17 protein-coding genes and 1 tRNA gene are annotated in these 17,329 nt (G+C 71.4%); 10 read left to right on the top strand and 8 right to left on the bottom strand.

Translation table 11 applies throughout. The features are described from left to right. Positions 1 to 180: 180 nt before the first annotated feature. Complete coding sequence (locus ACHUEU_RS12625; protein WP_394216478.1) at positions 181 to 2,478, bottom strand: HAD-IB family hydrolase; 2,298 nt, start codon at positions 2,476 to 2,478, stop codon at positions 181 to 183. Between the two features lie 131 nt (positions 2,479 to 2,609). On the opposite strand from ACHUEU_RS12625, the gene ACHUEU_RS12630 reads away from it, so the two are divergent. The 6 genes from ACHUEU_RS12630 to ACHUEU_RS12655 all read left to right on the top strand — a co-directional run bounded on the left by ACHUEU_RS12630 (position 2,610) and on the right by ACHUEU_RS12655 (position 7,927). Continuing rightward, positions 2,610 to 3,386, top strand: coding sequence for an SDR family NAD(P)-dependent oxidoreductase (locus ACHUEU_RS12630; RefSeq protein ID WP_394216479.1), 777 nt, complete (start codon positions 2,610 to 2,612; stop codon positions 3,384 to 3,386). A 4-nt stretch (positions 3,387 to 3,390) separates the two neighbouring features. Further along, positions 3,391 to 4,329 (top strand): lysophospholipid acyltransferase family protein, encoded by a 939-nt coding sequence (locus ACHUEU_RS12635; protein WP_394216480.1) that lies wholly within the window; start codon positions 3,391 to 3,393, stop codon positions 4,327 to 4,329. Continuing rightward, positions 4,326 to 6,032 carry an FAD-binding oxidoreductase gene (locus tag ACHUEU_RS12640; protein ID WP_394216481.1) on the top strand — a complete coding sequence of 569 codons (1,707 nt, stop codon included), beginning with the start codon at positions 4,326 to 4,328 and terminating at the stop codon, positions 6,030 to 6,032. The genes ACHUEU_RS12635 and ACHUEU_RS12640 overlap by 4 nt, the downstream gene beginning before the upstream one ends. Positions 6,033 to 6,055: 23 nt before the next feature. Beyond that, entirely contained in the window at positions 6,056 to 6,622 is a 567-nt protein-coding gene (locus tag ACHUEU_RS12645) for a histidine phosphatase family protein (RefSeq protein ID WP_394216482.1), read from the top strand. Next, entirely contained in the window at positions 6,619 to 6,981 is a 363-nt protein-coding gene (locus tag ACHUEU_RS12650) for a hypothetical protein (protein ID WP_394216483.1), read from the top strand. Before ACHUEU_RS12645 ends, ACHUEU_RS12650 begins: the two co-directional genes overlap by 4 nt. Before the next feature lie 181 nt (positions 6,982 to 7,162). Further along, positions 7,163 to 7,927 (top strand): ThuA domain-containing protein, encoded by a 765-nt coding sequence (locus tag ACHUEU_RS12655; protein ID WP_394216484.1) that lies wholly within the window; start codon positions 7,163 to 7,165, stop codon positions 7,925 to 7,927. A gap of 15 nt (positions 7,928 to 7,942) precedes the next feature. Here ACHUEU_RS12655 and ACHUEU_RS12660 read toward each other — a convergent pair whose 3' ends face one another. After that, the gene (locus tag ACHUEU_RS12660) at positions 7,943 to 8,989 is read right to left on the bottom strand and encodes a cation diffusion facilitator family transporter (protein ID WP_394216485.1); all 1,047 of its coding nucleotides are present in this window, start codon (positions 8,987 to 8,989) and stop codon (positions 7,943 to 7,945) included. Between the two features lie 56 nt (positions 8,990 to 9,045). On the opposite strand from ACHUEU_RS12660, the gene ACHUEU_RS12665 reads away from it, so the two are divergent. Then, the gene (locus tag ACHUEU_RS12665) at positions 9,046 to 9,393 is read left to right on the top strand and encodes an ArsR/SmtB family transcription factor (RefSeq protein WP_394216486.1); all 348 of its coding nucleotides are present in this window, start codon (positions 9,046 to 9,048) and stop codon (positions 9,391 to 9,393) included. A 97-nt stretch (positions 9,394 to 9,490) separates the two neighbouring features. Here ACHUEU_RS12665 and ACHUEU_RS12670 read toward each other — a convergent pair. From ACHUEU_RS12670 to ACHUEU_RS12680, 3 genes are all read right to left on the bottom strand, one after another. Further along, positions 9,491 to 9,563 (bottom strand) — tRNA-Arg (locus tag ACHUEU_RS12670). 108 nt (positions 9,564 to 9,671) lie between these two features. Beyond that, positions 9,672 to 10,538: an LppM family (lipo)protein gene (locus ACHUEU_RS12675; RefSeq protein WP_394216487.1), complete on the bottom strand. Its 867-nt coding sequence runs from the start codon at positions 10,536 to 10,538 to the stop codon at positions 9,672 to 9,674. A gap of 142 nt (positions 10,539 to 10,680) precedes the next feature. Further along, positions 10,681 to 11,184 carry a cell division protein CrgA gene (locus ACHUEU_RS12680; protein WP_394216488.1) on the bottom strand — a complete coding sequence of 168 codons (504 nt, stop codon included), beginning with the start codon at positions 11,182 to 11,184 and terminating at the stop codon, positions 10,681 to 10,683. Between the two features lie 114 nt (positions 11,185 to 11,298). Here ACHUEU_RS12680 and ACHUEU_RS12685 point away from each other — a divergent pair, with 114 nt between their 5' ends. From ACHUEU_RS12685 to ACHUEU_RS12695, 3 genes are read left to right on the top strand one after another with little or no spacing between them, the layout of a single operon-like run. After that, the gene (locus ACHUEU_RS12685) at positions 11,299 to 12,039 is read left to right on the top strand and encodes a DUF881 domain-containing protein (RefSeq protein ID WP_394216489.1); all 741 of its coding nucleotides are present in this window, start codon (positions 11,299 to 11,301) and stop codon (positions 12,037 to 12,039) included. Then, positions 12,036 to 12,785 (top strand): class E sortase, encoded by a 750-nt coding sequence (locus tag ACHUEU_RS12690; RefSeq protein ID WP_394216490.1) that lies wholly within the window; start codon positions 12,036 to 12,038, stop codon positions 12,783 to 12,785. Before ACHUEU_RS12685 ends, ACHUEU_RS12690 begins: the two co-directional genes overlap by 4 nt. Then, entirely contained in the window at positions 12,785 to 12,970 is a 186-nt protein-coding gene (locus tag ACHUEU_RS12695) for a hypothetical protein (RefSeq protein ID WP_394216491.1), read from the top strand. The genes ACHUEU_RS12690 and ACHUEU_RS12695 overlap by 1 nt, the downstream gene beginning before the upstream one ends. On the opposite strand, the gene ACHUEU_RS12700 is transcribed toward ACHUEU_RS12695, so the two are convergent. The 3 genes from ACHUEU_RS12700 to ACHUEU_RS12710 are packed head-to-tail and all read right to left on the bottom strand — an operon-like array spanning position 12,945 to position 17,321. Beyond that, positions 12,945 to 13,652 (bottom strand): anthranilate synthase component II, encoded by a 708-nt coding sequence (locus ACHUEU_RS12700; protein WP_394216492.1) that lies wholly within the window; start codon positions 13,650 to 13,652, stop codon positions 12,945 to 12,947. The genes ACHUEU_RS12695 and ACHUEU_RS12700 overlap by 26 nt on opposite strands. Then, positions 13,639 to 15,843, bottom strand: a complete 2,205-nt coding sequence (pknB, locus tag ACHUEU_RS12705; protein ID WP_394216493.1) for a Stk1 family PASTA domain-containing Ser/Thr kinase — start codon at positions 15,841 to 15,843, stop codon at positions 13,639 to 13,641. The genes ACHUEU_RS12700 and pknB overlap by 14 nt, the downstream gene beginning before the upstream one ends. After that, the gene (locus ACHUEU_RS12710; protein ID WP_394216494.1) at positions 15,840 to 17,321 is read right to left on the bottom strand and encodes a serine/threonine-protein kinase; all 1,482 of its coding nucleotides are present in this window, start codon (positions 17,319 to 17,321) and stop codon (positions 15,840 to 15,842) included. The genes pknB and ACHUEU_RS12710 overlap by 4 nt, the downstream gene beginning before the upstream one ends. Positions 17,322 to 17,329 lie beyond the last annotated feature (8 nt).

The raw sequence follows: 17,329 nt of genomic DNA on the forward strand, positions 1-17,329 counted from the left end.
GACCGGGGCAGATGTGGACAGCGGGGGTGTGGGGAGGGACGGTCGGCCACCGGAAATATGACGCATATGAGGGTTGAACGGCGTATATCCGTTCAACCCTCGTATGAGGCAGATCGCTGGTGGCGCCGCCGAGCGCCCCAGTCGGGGCCCGGGCGGCGCCGCCGCTGCCGGCCTACCGGCTCACCACTCCAGGATCTGCCAGCGCTTCTTCTTCGCCACCGCGTACAGGCCCAGGTCCGGCGCGACGACGGCGGGGGTGCCCACCAGGTCCAGCCAGGCGGCGTCGGCGTGGGAGTCGCCGTAGCCGTAGGAGGCGGAGAGGTCCGCGCCGTGCTCGGCGGCGTACTTGCGCAGCCAGTTCGCGCGGGCCTCGTCGACCAGCGGGGGAGTCGCGAGGTAGCCGGTCATCACGCCGGTCTCGTCCTCGTCCATATGGGTGGCGACGACCTCGTCGAAGAGATCCGCGAGCGGCTCGACCAGCACGTCCAGCGCCCCGGAGACCAGCACCGTGCGGTGCCCGGCCGCGCGGTGGCGCTCGATGGTCTCCAGCGCCTCGGGGCGGATCGAGGCGCGGATCCGGCGCCCGGCCTCCCCCTGCATCAGGGTGCGCAGGTCCTCGCTGCGGTAGCCCTTGTAGCGGCGGTTGACCAGGCGGATCAGCTCCGAGCGGTCGCGCTTGTCGGCACGCAGGTAGCCGGGCACCGCGGCGAGCAGACCGCCGATCTCGGCCGGCCAGGTGCGGCGCGGCCGGGTGGCCCGGACCACGGCGAAGTACTGCTGGACGATGTTGGTGGCCAGCACGGTGCCGTCGAGGTCGAACACGGCCAGCGAGTCGGTGGACTCCTTCAGCGCGGGGGCCGGACGCGAGGCGCGCTTCTTCTGCGCCGACTTCGCCCGGGAGTACGCCTTGGTCAGGTCGGTGACGGCCGGCAGGTGCTGCTGCTGGAAGTAGTCCTTCCAGACCAGTCCGGTGATGTCGAAGTCATGGGTCGCGAGGAACTCCGCCGGGAGCTCGTCCCGCAGCGCGCGGGTGTTGGCGTCGTCGAAGACCATCTCGGTCTTCGTGTAATGCCGGTACAGCTCGATGTACTTGCGCAGCATGGTCAGGCCCGAGGTGGCCGTGTGCAGGCCCGAGGTCCACTCCCGGGTGCGCCGGGTGGCGGGGAGGTAGGCGACCGCGGCGGCGCCGAGCTTCGCCGTGAGCTCCTTGGCACGGAATCGCTGCTCGACCATCTCCACGGCCGGGAAGGACCACTCGGGCACCGGGATGGCGCGGCCCTTGTCATCCTCCAGCGGGTGCTGCACGAAGTACTCGCGCACCGCGGTGACCATCTCGTGGAAGGGCAGCGGGTTCGAGTTGCCGGAGACCACCTGGAAGTAGGCGTCGTCGCCGCGGCGGGAGACCTCCTGGGTGGCCAGGGCGACGATCACGTTGACCACGTGGTCCACCGGGATCACGTCGAGGATGGAGTCCGCCAGCCCCGGGAACTCGGGCAGCATGCCGCGGCCGTAGGCCATGATCAAGGGGTCTGCGACCTTGTAGCCGTCGATCCAGCCCGGGTAGGGCTTCGTCATCGCGGACTCGATGATCGAGGGGCGCACGAAGGAGACGCGGTGACCGTTACCTGCCCACAGCTCCTCGGCGACCTGCTCGGCCATCGCCTTGGTGAAGGTGTAGATGTCGGTCCAGCCGACGGACTGGGCGCGGGTGCGGCCGAAGTCGACCAGGCGCTCGTCGACCCATTCGCGGCGGGCGTCCTCGGAGGCGGTGGCGACGGTCTTGGGGCCCATCCGGCCCACGCGCACCTTCGCGGCGCGGATCTGGGAGCGCAGGGTCTCGGGCCGACGGGACTCGGCCTCGACCCGAGCGCGGGCGGCGAGCGCGGCCTCGTACTCGGCGCGCCAGTCGACGTCGGCCTGGAGCGAGCCCTCCTGGCGCAGTCCCTTGGAGATGCCGCCGACGTAGGCGGTGGAGACGTGGATGACGTGCGGGTCCTGCCCGGAGGCGAGCAGCGCCTCGTACAGGTTCTGTGCGCCGCCGACGTTGGTGCGGAAGGCCTCGTCGATCGGGGGATCGAAGGAGACCGAGGAGGCGGAGTGGATGACCACGTCGAGGGGCTCGGTGATCGCGGGCATGTCGGTGAGGTCTCCCTCGAGCACGCTCACGCGGGTGTCGAAGATCTCCTGCAGCCGCGCCTTGCCGCCGGCCGCGGTGCCGTCCTCGCCCTGCGCAGCGAGCAGATCCGCCCAGGAGGAGAAGACGGGCTTGCGCAGCAGCTGCTCGAGCCGCCTGCGGCCGGTGACCGAGCCCTTGGGGCGCACCACGGCGGTGACGTGGACGTCCTCGGTGGTCTCCAGCAGCGACCGCAGCACGGCCTGGCCCAGGAATCCGGTCACTCCGGTCAGCAGGATCCGACGGGCCCCGCTGGTCGAGCCGCCGGCGGCGGGCTGAGCGGCGGGGGAGGTGCTGTGCGACATGGGATCCTCTGTGGACGGGTACGGCGGGGCGCGGGGTGCGGCTGCGGCGACACCCGCGGGATGCCCTGCGGGGCTCCCACCAGGGGGCTTCTCCGCGCTGGTCAGGGCGGCGCTAGTGTATCGTAGCCGCCATGCATAGGGCCCTGATCACCGGCGGTACCGCAGGCATCGGGGCCGCGTTCGCCAGAGCATTCGCGGGTCGCGGGACAGCTCTCGTGCTGGTCGCGCGGGACGCCGATCGCCTCGCGGAGGTCGCCGCGCAGCTGCGCAGAGAGTTCGGTGTCGAGGTCGAGACGCTCGTCGCCGACCTCGCCGACCGTGACGCCCAGCAGCGCGTCGCCGACCGCCTCGAATTCGCCGCCGAGCCCGTCGACGTCCTCGTCAACAATGCCGGCTTCTCGGTGAGGGCGAGCCTGCTGGAGGCGGACCTCGCCCCGCACGACCGCGGCTTCGAGGTGATGATCCGGACCGTCCTGAAGCTCGGCGGCGCCGCCGGGCGGGCGATGAGCGCGCGCGGCGAGGGCTGGATCATCAACGTCGGCTCCGTCTCGGCACTGGTCACCCAGAACAACTACTCCGCGATCAAGGCGTGGACGGGCAACTACTCCGAATCCCTGGGCGTGCAGCTGGCCGGCACCGGGGTGCAGGTCACCGCGCTGATGCCGGGCTGGGTGCGCACCGAGTTCCATTCCCGCGCCGGCATCAAGGGCTCCTCGATCCCCGGACCGCTATGGCTGGACCCCGAACGGCTGGTCGAGGACTGCTTGCGCGATGTCGCCCGCGGCCGTCCGGTCTCCATCCCCTCGACCCGCTGGAAGCTGATCGCAGCGGTGCTGCGTGCCATGCCGCGGGGACTGGTCGCTCGGCTCAGCGCCCTGATCAGCCACCGCCGCAACCGGGAGAAGTGATCGTGTGACCCCGCAGGACATGCCGCCCAGCACCGCCCCCGGCGTCGAGGGCCCCGACGCGGATGGTGCCGATCCCGACGCGGACCCGTCGCCCCCCGCTCCGACGGCCCGGTCCCGGGCTGCCGACGCGACCGCGAGGGCGACCGATGACCTGAAGGACCGTTCGCGGCGGCTGCTGGACTCGCTGTCCGCGCACTCCCTGTCCGCGCGCTCCCGCGGCGAGGGCTGGGAGAAGCCCACGGGAGAGCTGGCCAAGTACCGCTCCGGCTGGCGGGCGGCGGCGCGCTTCGTGCTGCAGCGCGTGCTCTTCCGCGGCTTCGTGCACTCCGTCGTCTCCCCGCAGGTGCAGACGCACCGCCGGGTCAAGAGCATCCGTGGACCGTTCGTGCTGGTCGCGAACCACACCAGCCATGTGGACGGCCCCCTGCTGGCGATGAGCCTGCCCTGGGCCCAGGGCAGGTTCCTGTGCACCGGGGCCGCTGCGGACTACTGGTTCGACCACTGGTACCGCCGGATCTTCGTGCGCACCCTGCTCAACGCCTTCCCGATCGACCGCGGCGGGAGCCGCAAGCACGCCGGCACCTCTCGCCGGCTGCTGCGCTCCGGGGTCCCGATCCTGGTGTTCCCCGAGGGGACCCGGCAGACGACGGGGCGGATGTCGGACTTCAAGCCCGGTGCCGCGGCGCTCGCGATCGGGGTCGGCGTGCCCGTCGTGCCGGCGGCGATCATCGGCGGCTACGAGGCGATGCCCAAGGGCCGCTACTGGCCCCTGCCGGGCCGTCCGCCGGTCCGCGTCGTCTTCGGCGAGCCGATGATCTCCGACCTGGACGAATCCGCCGTCGACTACTCGACCCGGATCCACGCGCGGGTCAGAGACCTGTACGACGAGCATCACGACGAGGTCCTGGGCGTGGGCGCCCGGGGCGAGGAGGATTCCGCATGAGCGATCGGCTGAGCGCACGCGAGGTCAAGCGGCACAAGTGGTGGGGCTGGGGACTGGACGACGTCACCTTCCGGTACGACAACAAGCCCGCCTTCCCGGTGCTGGCGAGGAACAAGGTCGGCGTGGACCTGGACTCCCAGCAGCCGGTCGTGCCCGACCTGTCGGTCTTCGAGATCCCCGCGGGCCGTCTGCCGCAGGAGGTGCGCTCCTCACTGACCGCGGCGGTCGGCGCGGAGAACGTGATCGAGGAGGACGAGTACCGCGTCATCCACTCCTTCGGCCGCTCCCTGCCGGACCTGTTCCGCGTGCGCGCCGGCGACTTCGGCCGGCTGGTCGACGTCATCGTCTATCCCGCCTCCGAGGAGGAGGTCGCCGCGGTGCTGCGGCTCGCGATCGAGCAGGACCTGGTGCTGATCCCCTACGGCGGCGGCTCCAGCATCTCCGGCTCGGTCACGCCCGACGTGGCCGAGCAGCGCCCGGTGATCTCCCTGAACCTGGGCCGGATGCGCGACGTCCTGGAGATCGACGACACCGCGGGCCTGGCCCGGGTCGAAGCCGGTGCCTACGGCCCCGACCTCGAGGAGCAGCTCAACGCCCAGGGGTGGACCGTCGGCCACTTCCCGGACTCCTTCACCTACTCGACCCTCGGCGGCTGGGCCGCGACCCGCTCCTCCGGCATGCAGTCGGACAAGTACGGGGACATCGAGGACATCGTGCGCGGGCTGCGCCTGGTCCACCCCGACGGCGTCGCCGTCACCAAGCCGATCCCGGGCCGCGACTCGGGCCCCAGCGTGCACGAGATGATCCTGGGCAGCGAGGGCCGGCTCGGCGTGATCACCGAGGCCACCGTGCAGGTCCATCGCCTCGCCCCGGTGCGCCAGGTCATCGCCTACATGTACCCGGACTGGGAGCACGGCATCCGCGGCATGCACGCGATCGCCCGCTCCACCGACGTCACCCCCACCTTCACCCGTCTCTCCGACGGGCCGGAGACCGAGTTCAGCCTCTCCATGGTCAAGGAGCCCAGCTCCACCAAGGGCCGGGTCGCCGCGAAGGTGCAGGACGGGCTGTTCGCCTACCTGCGCTCGAAGGGCTGGGACACCACGAACGAGATGTCGATCTCCTACGTCTGCTTCGAGGGCTCCAAGGAGGCGGTCGAGCAGCAGAAGGCACTAGTGAAGAAGATCGTCAGGAGCAACGGCGGCATCACCCTCGGGGCGGGCCCGGGCGCGATCTACGACCAGAAGAAGTTCGACACCCCCTACCTGCGTGACTTCCTGATGGACTACCAGGTCTTCGGCGACGTCTGCGACACCGGAGCGACCTGGTCGCAGCTCAACGAGCTCCACGCCAGGGCCTACCAGGCGTTCTACGCGACCCAGGAGGAGCAGGGCCTGCCCGGCTTCATGTTCTGCCACATGTCGCACAGCTACCACGCCGGGGCCTGCCTCTACTTCACCTTCGCCTTCCCCTACTCCTCGCAGGAGCAGGCGCTGGAGCAGTACTACGCCGCCAAGGGCGCGGTGCAGCAGACCTTCGTGGACCTCGGCGCCACGGTCAGCCATCACCATGCGGTGGGCACCGAGCACCAGCCATGGATCACCGAGGACATCGGCGAGGTCGGCACCCGCATGGTCAAGGGCCTGTTCGCGGACAACGACCCGGGACGGAACCTGAACCCCGGCAAGGTCGTCTCCCCCTGAGCGCCGGCAGGGGGCAGGTCTGGGTGCTCCGCCACGGTGAGTCCACGGCGAACGTCGAGGGGCTGATCGTCTCCGTCCCCGGACCGCGGGCGCTGGTCGAGGTGGGGCTCACCGAGCGCGGCCGCGCCCAGGCCCGCGCGGCCGCCCGCGAGGGCCTCGCCCAGGGGCTGGGACCGGAGACGGTGATCGTCTCGAGCGACTTCGCCCGCGCCCTGCAGACGGCCCAGGAGTTCGCCGCCGGGCTCGGCGCCGCCCCGCCGCGCGTGGACGAGCGCCTGCGGGAGCGCAGCTTCGGGCGGCACGACGAGGGCCCCGCGAGCGCCTACGAGCAGATCTGGCAGGTGGATCGCGACCGCGGCACCCACCGGGGCGGGGTCGAGCAGGTCGCGGCCGTCGCCGCCCGGGTCTCCGCGGCGCTGTCCGCAGCCGATGAGCTGGCACGTGAGGCACCCGTGGTGCTGGTCGCCCATGGCGACGTGCTGCAGATCGCGCTCGCGGTCGGGTCCGGAAGGGATCCGCACGAGCATCGCGAGGTCCCGCACCTGGGCAACGCGGAGCTGCGCCGGATCGGTGACGGCCGGGCGGCATGAGGGCTGCTCTCCCCGCGGGCCGCGTCCTCATCATCGCCGGGGACCTGCCCGCCGTCCGCGGTCTGATCGCGGAGTTCTTCACCGACCGCGGCTGGACGGTGCATGAGCGCGGACCGGGACGGCTGGACGTCGAGACCGGCAGCCTGCGGCGCACGGTGCTCCTGGGCGCCTTCGCCGGCTCGAGATTCCACCTCACCGCATCGCTCACGCTGCGGGAGGTCCCGGGCGCTGTCGAGGTGCACCACCGATGGGGCCCCGGCGCGGGGCGAGCCCTCGGCGGGGCGATGGGCCGTGCCCGGGCGGCGCACAGGCACCGGGAGGCGTCCGCGGCGCTCGAACGGCATCTCGGAGCCGGATGAGCGGCTCCGAGGAAGAAGGGGCCCCTTCGCCATTGAAGGAGCCTGGGAACGACCATAGCCCGACTCGAGTGAGAACCGGATCACATCCCGGTCACGGTTCGGTCATCGGCCCCGCTCTACGATGGACCGACCGTCCCTTCGAGCGATCCAGGGGCCACTCAGTGACAGGAGGAAGGACACCATGACGTTGCGCATCGCCGTCTTCGGCGAGAACCGGCACGAGAAGCTCGACGAGACGGTGCAGGAGATCTATCCCGACGGGATGCACACGGTCATCGCGGAGGCACTGCGCTCCCTGCTCGCGGCCGACGGCGTCGATGCCGAGGTGCGCATCGCCCTGCTCGACGACATCGAGGAGTCCCTCTCCGAGGAGTCGCTCGCCGAGACCGACGTGCTCACCTGGTGGGGTCACATGGCGCACGAGGACGTGCCCGACGAGATCGCCGAGCGCGTGGTGCGCCGCGTGCACGAGGGCATGGGCCTGATCCCGCTGCACTCGGCCCACTACTCCAAGCCCTTCACGGCGCTGATGGGCACCACCTGCAGCCTGCTGTGGCGGAACGACGGCGAGGAGGAGCGGGTCTGGACCGTGAACGGCTCCCACCCGATCGCCCGCGGCATCCCGCACCCGATCCTCATCCCGCAGCAGGAGATGTACGGCGAGATGTTCGACATCCCCGCCCCCGACGAGCTGGTCTTCCTCTCGTCCTTCGCCGGGGGAGAGGTGTTCCGCTCCGGTGCCGTGTTCCGCCGCGGCAAGGGCAAGATCTTCTACTTCAGCCCCGGCGACCAGGAGTACCCCGTCTACCACCAGGCCGAGATCCAGCGGGTGCTGGCCAACGCCGTGGTCTGGGCCCGTCCCGAGGAGCGGGAGGCCGCTCCCGTGAAGATCGCCCATGCGCCCCGCGACTGGTTCCGCGGCGAGCAGGTCACCCGGGTCATCTGAGGCCTCCGGAACGGTTCATCGCGTCACGGGAGCAGCCGGGGGCGGCGGGGCCGACGGCCCCTGCGCTGCCGCGGTCGCCACGGTGCAGCGCACCCCCGCTCGGTCCAGATGGGGCAGGGAGCGGCGCATCCCCGCCTCGATCGTGCCGGCGAGCTGAGCGCAGCGGCCCGCGCTGAGCGCAGGGTCGACGTCGACGGCCACCTCTGCCTCCAGCCGGTGACCGATCCAGCGGGCACGGGCTTCGCGCACGGCAAGGACGCCGGGCACCGTCGCCGCCGCCTCGACCGCGTCCAGGGTGTCGGCCTCGACCCCGTCCATCAGGCGGCGGATCACGGTGCGCATCGAGCTGATCAGCACCAGGATCACCATCGCGGCGATCCCGAGGCCGATCACCGGGTCGATCCAGGGCAGTCCCAGCCAGGCCCCGAGCACGCCGATGATCACGGCCAGGGAGGTCAGCGCGTCGGTGCGGGCGTGCTGGCCCTCCGCGATCAGCGCGGCGGAGCCGATCTTCCGGCCGGCGCGGATCCGGTACCGCGCGACCAGTTCGTTCCCGGCGGCGCCGATGACGGCCGCGGCGAGCACCCAGCCCAGATGGGTCATGTCCCGCGAGCTGGTGAGCGCCCGCACCGACTCCCACCCGATGAGCCCGGCGGACAGCGCGATCACCGCGCCGATCAGCAGCCCCACCAGATCCTCCGCGCGCCGGAACCCGTAGCTGTAGCGGCGGGTGGGGGCGCGTCGCCCCAGGCGGAAGGCGATGATCAGCGGGACCGTGGTCGCGAGATGACCGAGATTGTGCAGGGTGTCGGCGAGCAGGGCGACGGAGCCGCTGAGCGCCACGATGACGATCTGCAGCAGTGCGGTGGCGCCCATGCCCGCCAGGCTCACCCAGGCTGCTCGGATACCGATCGCGCTGGACTCCTCCGCCGTGCGGATCGCCTCCCCGTGGTCATGGCTGTGCGGGGTCAGCGCATGGCGGAGCCGCGCCCACGGGGAGCTCCGGTGGTCGTGGTCGTGGTGGCTGTGGGCAGGAGCCTGTCGGGCAGGGGAGTGGTTCACGCTGTCAATGTATCTGCGTAAGCATGCAGATAGCAAGATCTGCGTACCATGGCCCCATGCATCCCTCGCCCGTGGATCCGGTCCCCGATGACGAGCACGCCCGGATCGCCGCGAGCACCTTCCGCATGCTCTCGGATGCCACCCGGGTGAAGATCCTCTGGACGCTCTTCAGCGAGGAGGCCAGCGTGAACGTGCTCGCCGAGACGGTCGGGGCGACTCCGGCCGCTGTCAGCCAGCATCTGGCGAAGCTGCGGCTCGCGGGCCTCGTGGAGAGCCGCAAGGAGGGCACCTTCGCCTTCTACCGCGCCTCGGACTCCCATGTGCGCCGGCTGCTCGCCGAGACCCTCTCCCATGCCGAGCACGTCACCGGGGCGGCGACGGCGGACGACCCGCACAGCTACTGACAGCTGCTGATCGGTGGCCGTCGCGGGCGTGACATCGAGAGCACGAAGAAGCCCCTCGCCGCACTGGTCGGTGCGGTGAGGGGCTTCATCCAGAAAGTGCGCCCGGAGGGATTCGAACCCCCAACCTTCTGATCCGTAGTCAGATGCTCTATCCGTTAAGCTACGGGCGCTCGCCAGCTGAACTGACCTGGTCAACTCTAACGGTCGCGTCCCGCCGGCGCCAATCCGGAAGCCATGACCCTGCTCACACGGCCCCCGGACGGCTCACCGAGGCGGCGTCACCAGCCCGGATTCTGCGGCGGCTGCTGGCCCTGACCCGGCCGGCCCCACTGCTGCCCGTCCTGCGGCGGACGGGACCAGGGCTGTTCGCCCTGCGGAGCCTGCGGTGCTGGCGGCGGCGAGGCCCGACCCCACTGCTGACCCTGCGGGGCGGCGGTGCCGGCGGCTGCTGCAGCACCGTAGCCGCCGGGCATGCCCGAGGGGGTGGAGCCGCCGCCCCGGTTCCGGCGGGCACGGATCACGAAGAAGGCGATCACCGCGAGCAGGAGCAGGACGAGGAACCCGAGCACCAGCACGACCACGATCACGATGATCCAGGGGAAGCCGCCGGCATCCGCCCGGATGTCGACGCCCTGCATCACCTGGGTGAGATCGGTGTAGGTCACGGAGTCGCCCTCGACCTCGCCGCCGTTGGACTCGATGACCTCACCGGGGAAGGTGAAGGTGATCCGGACGTCGAAATCGGCCATCGCCGGGTCCCCGAACTGCGCGGCCTCGTCGCCGGTGAGGACCAGGTGGTACTCGCCGTCCTCCTCGGTGAGGGAGAGGTCGGAGCCGAAGTTGTCGCGGGTGATGACGCCGGAGACGAGGCAGCCGAGCTGGCCGCCCTCCTCGTAGGACTCGACCTCGGGGGCGAGCTCGCCGCCGATGGACAGCTTCTCGGTCATCGCGGAGCACATGGTGTCGGCGTCGCCGTAGGCCCCCGCCAGGACGTCCTTGTCGATGGCGAGGTCGTATGACAGGTTGATCGTGTCGACGTCCTGGATCTCGAGATCCGCATGGAGCTTCCCGCACCCCGCGAGCACCATGAGGAAGGGAAGCAGGAGGACGGCGAGGAGTCTGTGCCGGGTCGAGATGCTGTTCATGGGGCCCCCGTCGGATGGTGCGCTGAGTTCGGTGGACAGCGCTCGACCGAGCGCGCGTCCCCCTGAGCGTACCGGCGAGGGGTCGCCGGCGCGGTGGGGAGAACTCCCCATCGCGCCGGACGGGCGCAGGAGAGGCGTTGGCCTACTTCCAGAACATGAGCATGCCGCCGCCGACCATCAGCACGCCGAAGCCTGCGCCGAGGTTCCAGTCGCCGATCGGGAGTGGGAGCTGGCCGGCAGAGATGTAATAGGTGACCAGGTAGGCCAGACCCACGATCAGCAGCACCACGGCGGTGGGGGCGAGCCAGGCGGGGTTCTGCGTCGCAGCGGCGACCCGGCGGCGGGGGCTGCGGCCGCTCTCCGCCGCGGCGGCCTTCTTCACCGAGGTGGAGCGGGTGGAGTCCTTCGCCTTCTCGGCGACCTCTCCGCCGGCGGGCTTCCCCGGGACCTTCGACGGGGCGGAGTCCTTGCCGGTGGGGGAGCGTGTGACCGGATCCTTGCCGGTCCTCCGGGCGGATGTCGCGACGGGATCCTTCGAGGACCCCTCGGCCGAGCTCTCCGGGGAGTCCTCCTGCGGCGTCGGCGCGGCCGTGGCCTTCGCGTGCGACGTCGCTCGCCGGGGCGACTTCTTCCTGCTCCTGGCCATGAAACGGTGCTCCCTCGACGGGCCTGATCGCACGGCGCGCCGTGCGAGCCCGCGGGTGCGGACTGTGGCCTAGGGTAATGGTCGTCGAGCGACGGTGCGAAGTCAGGAGTGGCCATGGATGCAGAGCGCGTCGGCCGCCGCCCCGCTCGCCCTGCGCGTCTCCGCGGCCGGATCGGGGTGGCGCTGGTGATGGTGCTGTGCGGGATCCTGTTCGCCACCACCGCCGGACTCTCCGACGGCAGCTCCATCCGCGACGAGAGCAGCGATGTCGCCGGCGTGCTCGAGCAGCGCGGGCGCGTCATCGAGGACCTCACGGCGGAGAACGCGGCCACGCGCGCCGAGATCGAACGCCTGCGGGACATGGACGAGAGCGCACCCGCCGCCGCCCGCACCGCGCAGGTCACGGATGCCGTGGGCCTCAGCGAGGTCAGCGGGCCCGGCCTGCGGATCACCCTCACCGACGCCCCCGGCAGCGCGCTGGGTGCGGTCCCCGGCACGGAACCCGACGATCTCGTGGTCCATCAGCAGGATCTCGAGTCCTATATCAACGCACTGTGGGCGGGCGGCGCCGAGGCGATGATGCTGCAGGACCAGCGGGTCATCAACGGCAGCGCCTTCCGCTGCGCCGGCAACACCCTCCTGCTCGAGGGCCGGGTCTACTCCCCGCCGTTCGTGGTCACCGTGATCGGGCCGGTCGAGGAGATGGCCGCCTCGCTCGAGGCCTCGCCGGGGGTCGGGGTGTACCGCGAATGGGTGGACCATGTGGGCCTGGGCGAGAAGGTCGAGACCCTGGAGACCACCATGCTCCCCGGCTTCGTCGGCCCTCTCACCATCGATGCGGAGGTGGCCGGATGAGGTCCTCCCACCGCGGTCGTCGTCGTGGGAGCGGGGTCATCGGGATCCTCGGGGAGCTGCTGCTGACCTGCGGTGCGCTGCTGCTGCTGTTCCTGATCTGGCAGCTGTGGTGGACCGATGCGGTCGCCGACCGCGAGCAGGACGGCATCCTCGCGGGCCTGGAGCAGGAATGGGGCCAGGTCGATGCCCGGACCATCGCCCCGCGGCAGGAGGGCCCGCCGCCGGTGCCGGCGACCCCTGCGGACACGAAGGTCTGGGGCACCATGCACGTGCCCGCCTTCGACCGCCCGGAGTTCCCGCTCGCGGAGGGTGTGAGCCTCGAGCAGGTGCTCAACGTCAAGGGGGTCGGGCACTACCCGGGCACCGCGCTGCCCGGGGAGCTCGGGAACGTCGCGATCGCCGGGCACCGCAACACCTACGGCCGGGTCTTCGAGGACATCGCGCGGCTGGAGGCCGGGGATCCGGTCGTGGTGGAGACGGCCGAGACCTTCTTCGTGTACGAGGTGACCGAGACGCTCATCGTCCAGCCCGGGGACGTCGAGGTGATCGCGCCGACGCCCGGACAGCCAGGCGTCGAGCCCACCGAGCAGATGCTCACCCTCACCGCCTGCCACCCGATGTTCTCCGCCCGCGAGCGGATCATCGTCCACGCGGAGTTCGCGTACTGGACGAAGCGGTCCGAGGGGAACCCGGAAGCCCTCGCGGACGAGGTCGCGACGAGCCCGGAGACGACGGAGGAGAACTGATGTACGGATGGCTGTTCCGGGCGCTGCCCGGACCGCTGGGGGCACGGATCCTGGTCACCGTGCTGCTGGTCGCGGTGATCATCGTGGTGCTGTTCGCCCGGGTCTTCCCGGCGATCGCGCCCTTGCTGCCCGTCGACGACGGCATGGTCGGCGCCGCGCTCAGCCGGTCGTCATCAGTGGCTTGAGCCCGGCGGCGCGCTCGGCCGCGTCGCGGCCGTCGCACAGCTGCAGGAAGCGGGCCAGCATCAGGTGCCCGTTCTCGGTGAGCACCGATTCGGGATGGAACTGGACCCCGTGCAGCGGCAGCTCGCGATGCGCCAGGCCCATCACCATGCCATCGGCCGTACGGGCGGTGATCTCGAGCTCGGCGGGAATGGTCTCGGGCACCACGGTCAGCGAATGATAGCGAGTGGCGATCATCGGGGACGGCGCCCCGGCGAACACGCTCGTCCCCTCATGGGTGAGCTCGCTGGTCCGGCCGTGCATCAGCTGCGGGGCGTGGTCGACCGTGGCGCCGAAGTACTGGCCCAGCGCCTGATGGCCCAGGCACACCCCCAGCAGCGGCAGCTCACCGGCGGCGCAGGCCCCGATGACCTCGAGCGAACGACCGGCGGTGGTGGGGTTGCCCGGTCCGGGGGAGATCAGCACGCCGTCGAAGCCGGCAAGGTCCACCTCGCCCGCCTCGGTGGCCGGCACCTCGTCGTTGCGGGCCACGACCGTCTCGGCGCCCAGCTGCTGCAGATAGCCCACGATCGTGAAGACGAAGCTGTCGTAGTTGTCGATCACCAGGATCCGCGCGGCCGCCGCCGGATCGGCGGGGACGCTGCCCTCCGCAGGGTCAGCTGCCGTGCCCTCAGCCGTTCCCATTGCCGCTGTTCCCATTGCCCTGCCCCTGTCCGACGCTGCCCCGCGCGTTGCCCTCCCCGTTGCCGGGCTCGTCGCTCGGCGGGTCCGCGGGAGGCTCGTCGGCGGTCTCGGACGGCGAGGCGGACTCCGACGGCGACGACTTCGGTGTCTCCTTCGGGGTCTCGCTCGGCGTCTCGGTGGGGGTCGGCTCCGGCTCGGGCCCGGAGGAGACCACGATGGTGATCGTGGAGCCGCTGTCGACCTGCGCGTTCGCGCCGGGCTCGGTACGGATCACGCGGCCCTCCTGGACGCTGTCCGAGTGCTCCTGCTCGGAGGTGTGGCCGAAGCCTGCCTCGGCGAGCGTGTCCTGGGCGTCCGCGAGCGGCTGCCCGGTGACGTTGGGGACCGCGACGGGGCCCTCGGGGGCCGCGACGATGAGGCTGATCGTGGCACCGATCGTCTCGCTGGTCCCACCCTGGGGCGTCTGCTCGAGCACGGTGCCCGCAGCGTGCTCGCCGTCCGGGCGCTCCGTGATGTCGACCTCGAAGCCGATATCGTTGAGGATCTCGGTGGCGCTGTCGACGTCGGTCAGCAGCAGGTCGGGCACCGGGTAGCTGCCGGTCGCATCCCAGAGCTGGACCGTGTCGCCGCGCTGCGCCGTGGTGCCGGCGGCCGGCTCCGTGCGGATGACGATCCCGCGCTCGGTCTGCTTCTCGTCGTCGCTGTCGACGTACTCGGCCACGAATCCGGCGTCTTCGAGCAGCTTCTCGGCCTCGTCGCGGGGCCTGTCGGTGACGTCGGGGACCTCGACCGCCTCCGGCCCGGCGGAGACCGTCACCTCGACGGTCGTGCCGAGGGCGACCTGCTGGCCCTCCCCGGGATCGGAGGAGATGACGGATCCCGCCTCGACCTCCTGGGACTCCGCCTGAGTGAACGTGCCCTCCAGGCCGGCCTCCTCGAGGAGCGCGCTCGCGTCCTCCTCGGTCTCGCCGACGATCGACGGCACCGCGACCGTCTCGGGGCTCTGGTCCCAGGGCTGGAACACGGCGAGGGCCGCCGCGACCAGTCCGAGCACGGCGAGGATGACCAGGACGATCAGCCACCAGGGCTTGCGGCGGTCCGGCTCGTCCTCGGCCGGCTCGACCTCGTCGAGGGTGTGCAGCGCGAGGGGTCCGGTGCTGGGGGTCGGGACGGAGCCGCCGTTCCAGGTCTGGGCGCGCAGCCCCCCCGCGGTCGCGGCACCGACCGCCCCCATGGCGGGCAGCGCCTCGGTGGCATCGCCGACCGGGGCCAGCACGGTGGTGGCCCCGGCGTCTTCACCCGTGGGGACGGCGCCCCCCACCAGGGACGGAGCCCTCCTGGACACCACCGCGGCGATGTCCCGGGAGAAGGCGACCGCGCTCGGGTAGCGCTGCTCGCGATCCTTGGTCAGGCCCGTGAGGATCACGGCATCCAGGGCCGGGGTGACCGCCGGGTTGTAGGCCGAGGGCGGGTGGGGCTCCTCGCGCACGTGCTGGTAGGCGATCGAGACCGGCGTGTCGCCGGTGAACGGTGGGCGCCCGGTGAGCATCTCGAACATCACGCAGGCGGCGGAGTAGATGTCCGAGCGGGCATCGACCAGCTGGCCGCGGGCCTGTTCGGGGGAGAGGTACTGGGCGGTGCCCATCACGGCCTGGGTCGCGGTCATCGCGCTGGTGGCGTCGGCGATCGCGCGGGCGATGCCGAAGTCCATCACCTTCACCGCGCCGGCCTCGTTGATCATGATGTTGCCGGGCTTGATGTCGCGGTGCACGATCCCGGCGCGATGGGAGTACTCCAGGGCGCTCAGCAGCGCCGCCATGATCTCGCCGGCCTGGGCGGCGGACATCGGGTGCTCGGGGTCGATGTGCTCGCGCAGGGTGTCGCCCTGGACGTACTCCATCACGATGTAGGGGATGGTGACGTCCGCCCCGGTGAGGGTGGTCTGCTGCTCCTCACCGGTGTCGTACACGGCGACGATCGAGGGATGGTTCAGCGAGGCGGCGCTGTGCGCCTCCCGCCGGAACCGCTCCTGGAAGCTGGAGTCCCGGGCCAGGTCGGAGCGCAGCACTTTGACGGCGACGGTGCGGTGCAACCGGGTGTCCTCGGCGAGGAACACCTCTGCCATGCCCCCGGTGCCGAGGATCCGCCCCAGGCGGTAGCGTCCGCCCAGGACCACGCTCTCTTCGCTCACTCCACACCTGTCCTCGTGCCGTGGCCGACGTCGACCGCGTCGACCATGCTAGTTGCTGACGCCGCCTCGACTGCGGCGACGTGAGCGATCTGGCCTCCGTGCGGGCCCTCGAGGGCCCCGACCGCGCCCAGGGGGAGCAGGCCGAGCCCGCCCGCGACCGCGGCGATGATCGCGATGATCACCAGGATCAGCAGGACCAGCCCCGGCAGCGACATGCCCCAGAGCTTCCGGCCCGTCGTCGAGGTGCCGCGCACCGTCCGCGAGGAGGTCGCGGTGTCGACGCCGTCGAAAGCACCGCTGCGGGTGAGCCTGTCGACGCCCGTGCCGTCGCGGGCGCCCCGGGGCGCCGGTGACGCGGAGCTCGCCGAGCGGGCGGAGCTCGCCGAGCGGCGCGGGGCGGAGCCGGCGGAGGCGGCCGACAGGGCCGAGGGACCGGAGGCCCCCGAGCGGTGCCGGATCCCGCGGCCCCGGCCGGACAGGGGCAGCGGCATCGCGGCGGTGCGGGTCCCGGTGGGAGAGGCCCCCGTGCGACGGTCGACGGGCGGGGCGGAGGACGGTGAGGAGCCCTCGCCGCTGTCGGGTGCGGCCTCCCCGCGGACCCGGTTCTCCCCGGTCCAGTCGTGATCGGCGACCTTGGTCACCGGGATCGCGCCGGTGCTGAAGCGCGGCTCGACACCGCGCTGGATCGCCTCGAGGATCCGCGAGACGGCGGCCGCGGAGCGGGGACGGTTCGCCGGGGCCTTGGCGAGCATCATCATCACCAGGCGGCGCAGATCGGCATTGATCGCCTCGGAGAGCTCCGGCGGCTGCTGCTTGACCTGCGCCATCGCGATCTCGACCTGGCTCGAGCCGGTGAAGGGCCGGCGGCCGTTGAGCATCTCGTAGGCCACGATGCCCAGCGCGTAGATGTCCGAGAGCGAGGTGGCCTGCTTGCCCATCGCCTGCTCGGGGGAGAGGTACTGGGCGGTGCCCATCACCAGTCCGGTCTTGGTCAGCCGCGCCTGGTCCTTGCTGCGGGCGATCCCGAAGTCGGTGATCTTCATCGTCCAGTCGTTCTCCTCGTCGACCAGCACGTTCTCGGGCTTCACGTCACGGTGGACCACCCCCTTGGAATGGGCGGCGTCCAGCGCCCGGGCGAGCTCTATGAGCAGCGAGACCACCCGCTTCTCGGGCAGTCCGCCGGGGTTCGCCTCGATGAGCTCCGAGAGCGGACGGCCCGGGCACAGCTCCATGACGATGTAGGCGCGGCCGTCGAGCTCGCCGTAGTCGTAGAGCGCGGCGATCCCGTCGTGGGAGAGCGCGGCGGTGTGGCGGGCCTCGGCACGGAAGCGCTTGAGGAAGCCCTCGTCGCCGGCGTACTCCTCCCGCAGCACCTTGATCGCGACCTCGCGGTCGAGCTCCTGGTCGCGACCCTTCCAGACCTGGCCCATCCCGCCGGTGGCGATCAGGGACGTCAGTTCGTAGCGTCCTTCGAGCATGAGCCCCG

Source organism: Brachybacterium vulturis, from assembly GCF_043641765.1.
Classification (GTDB): domain Bacteria; phylum Actinomycetota; class Actinomycetes; order Actinomycetales; family Dermabacteraceae; genus Brachybacterium; species Brachybacterium vulturis_A.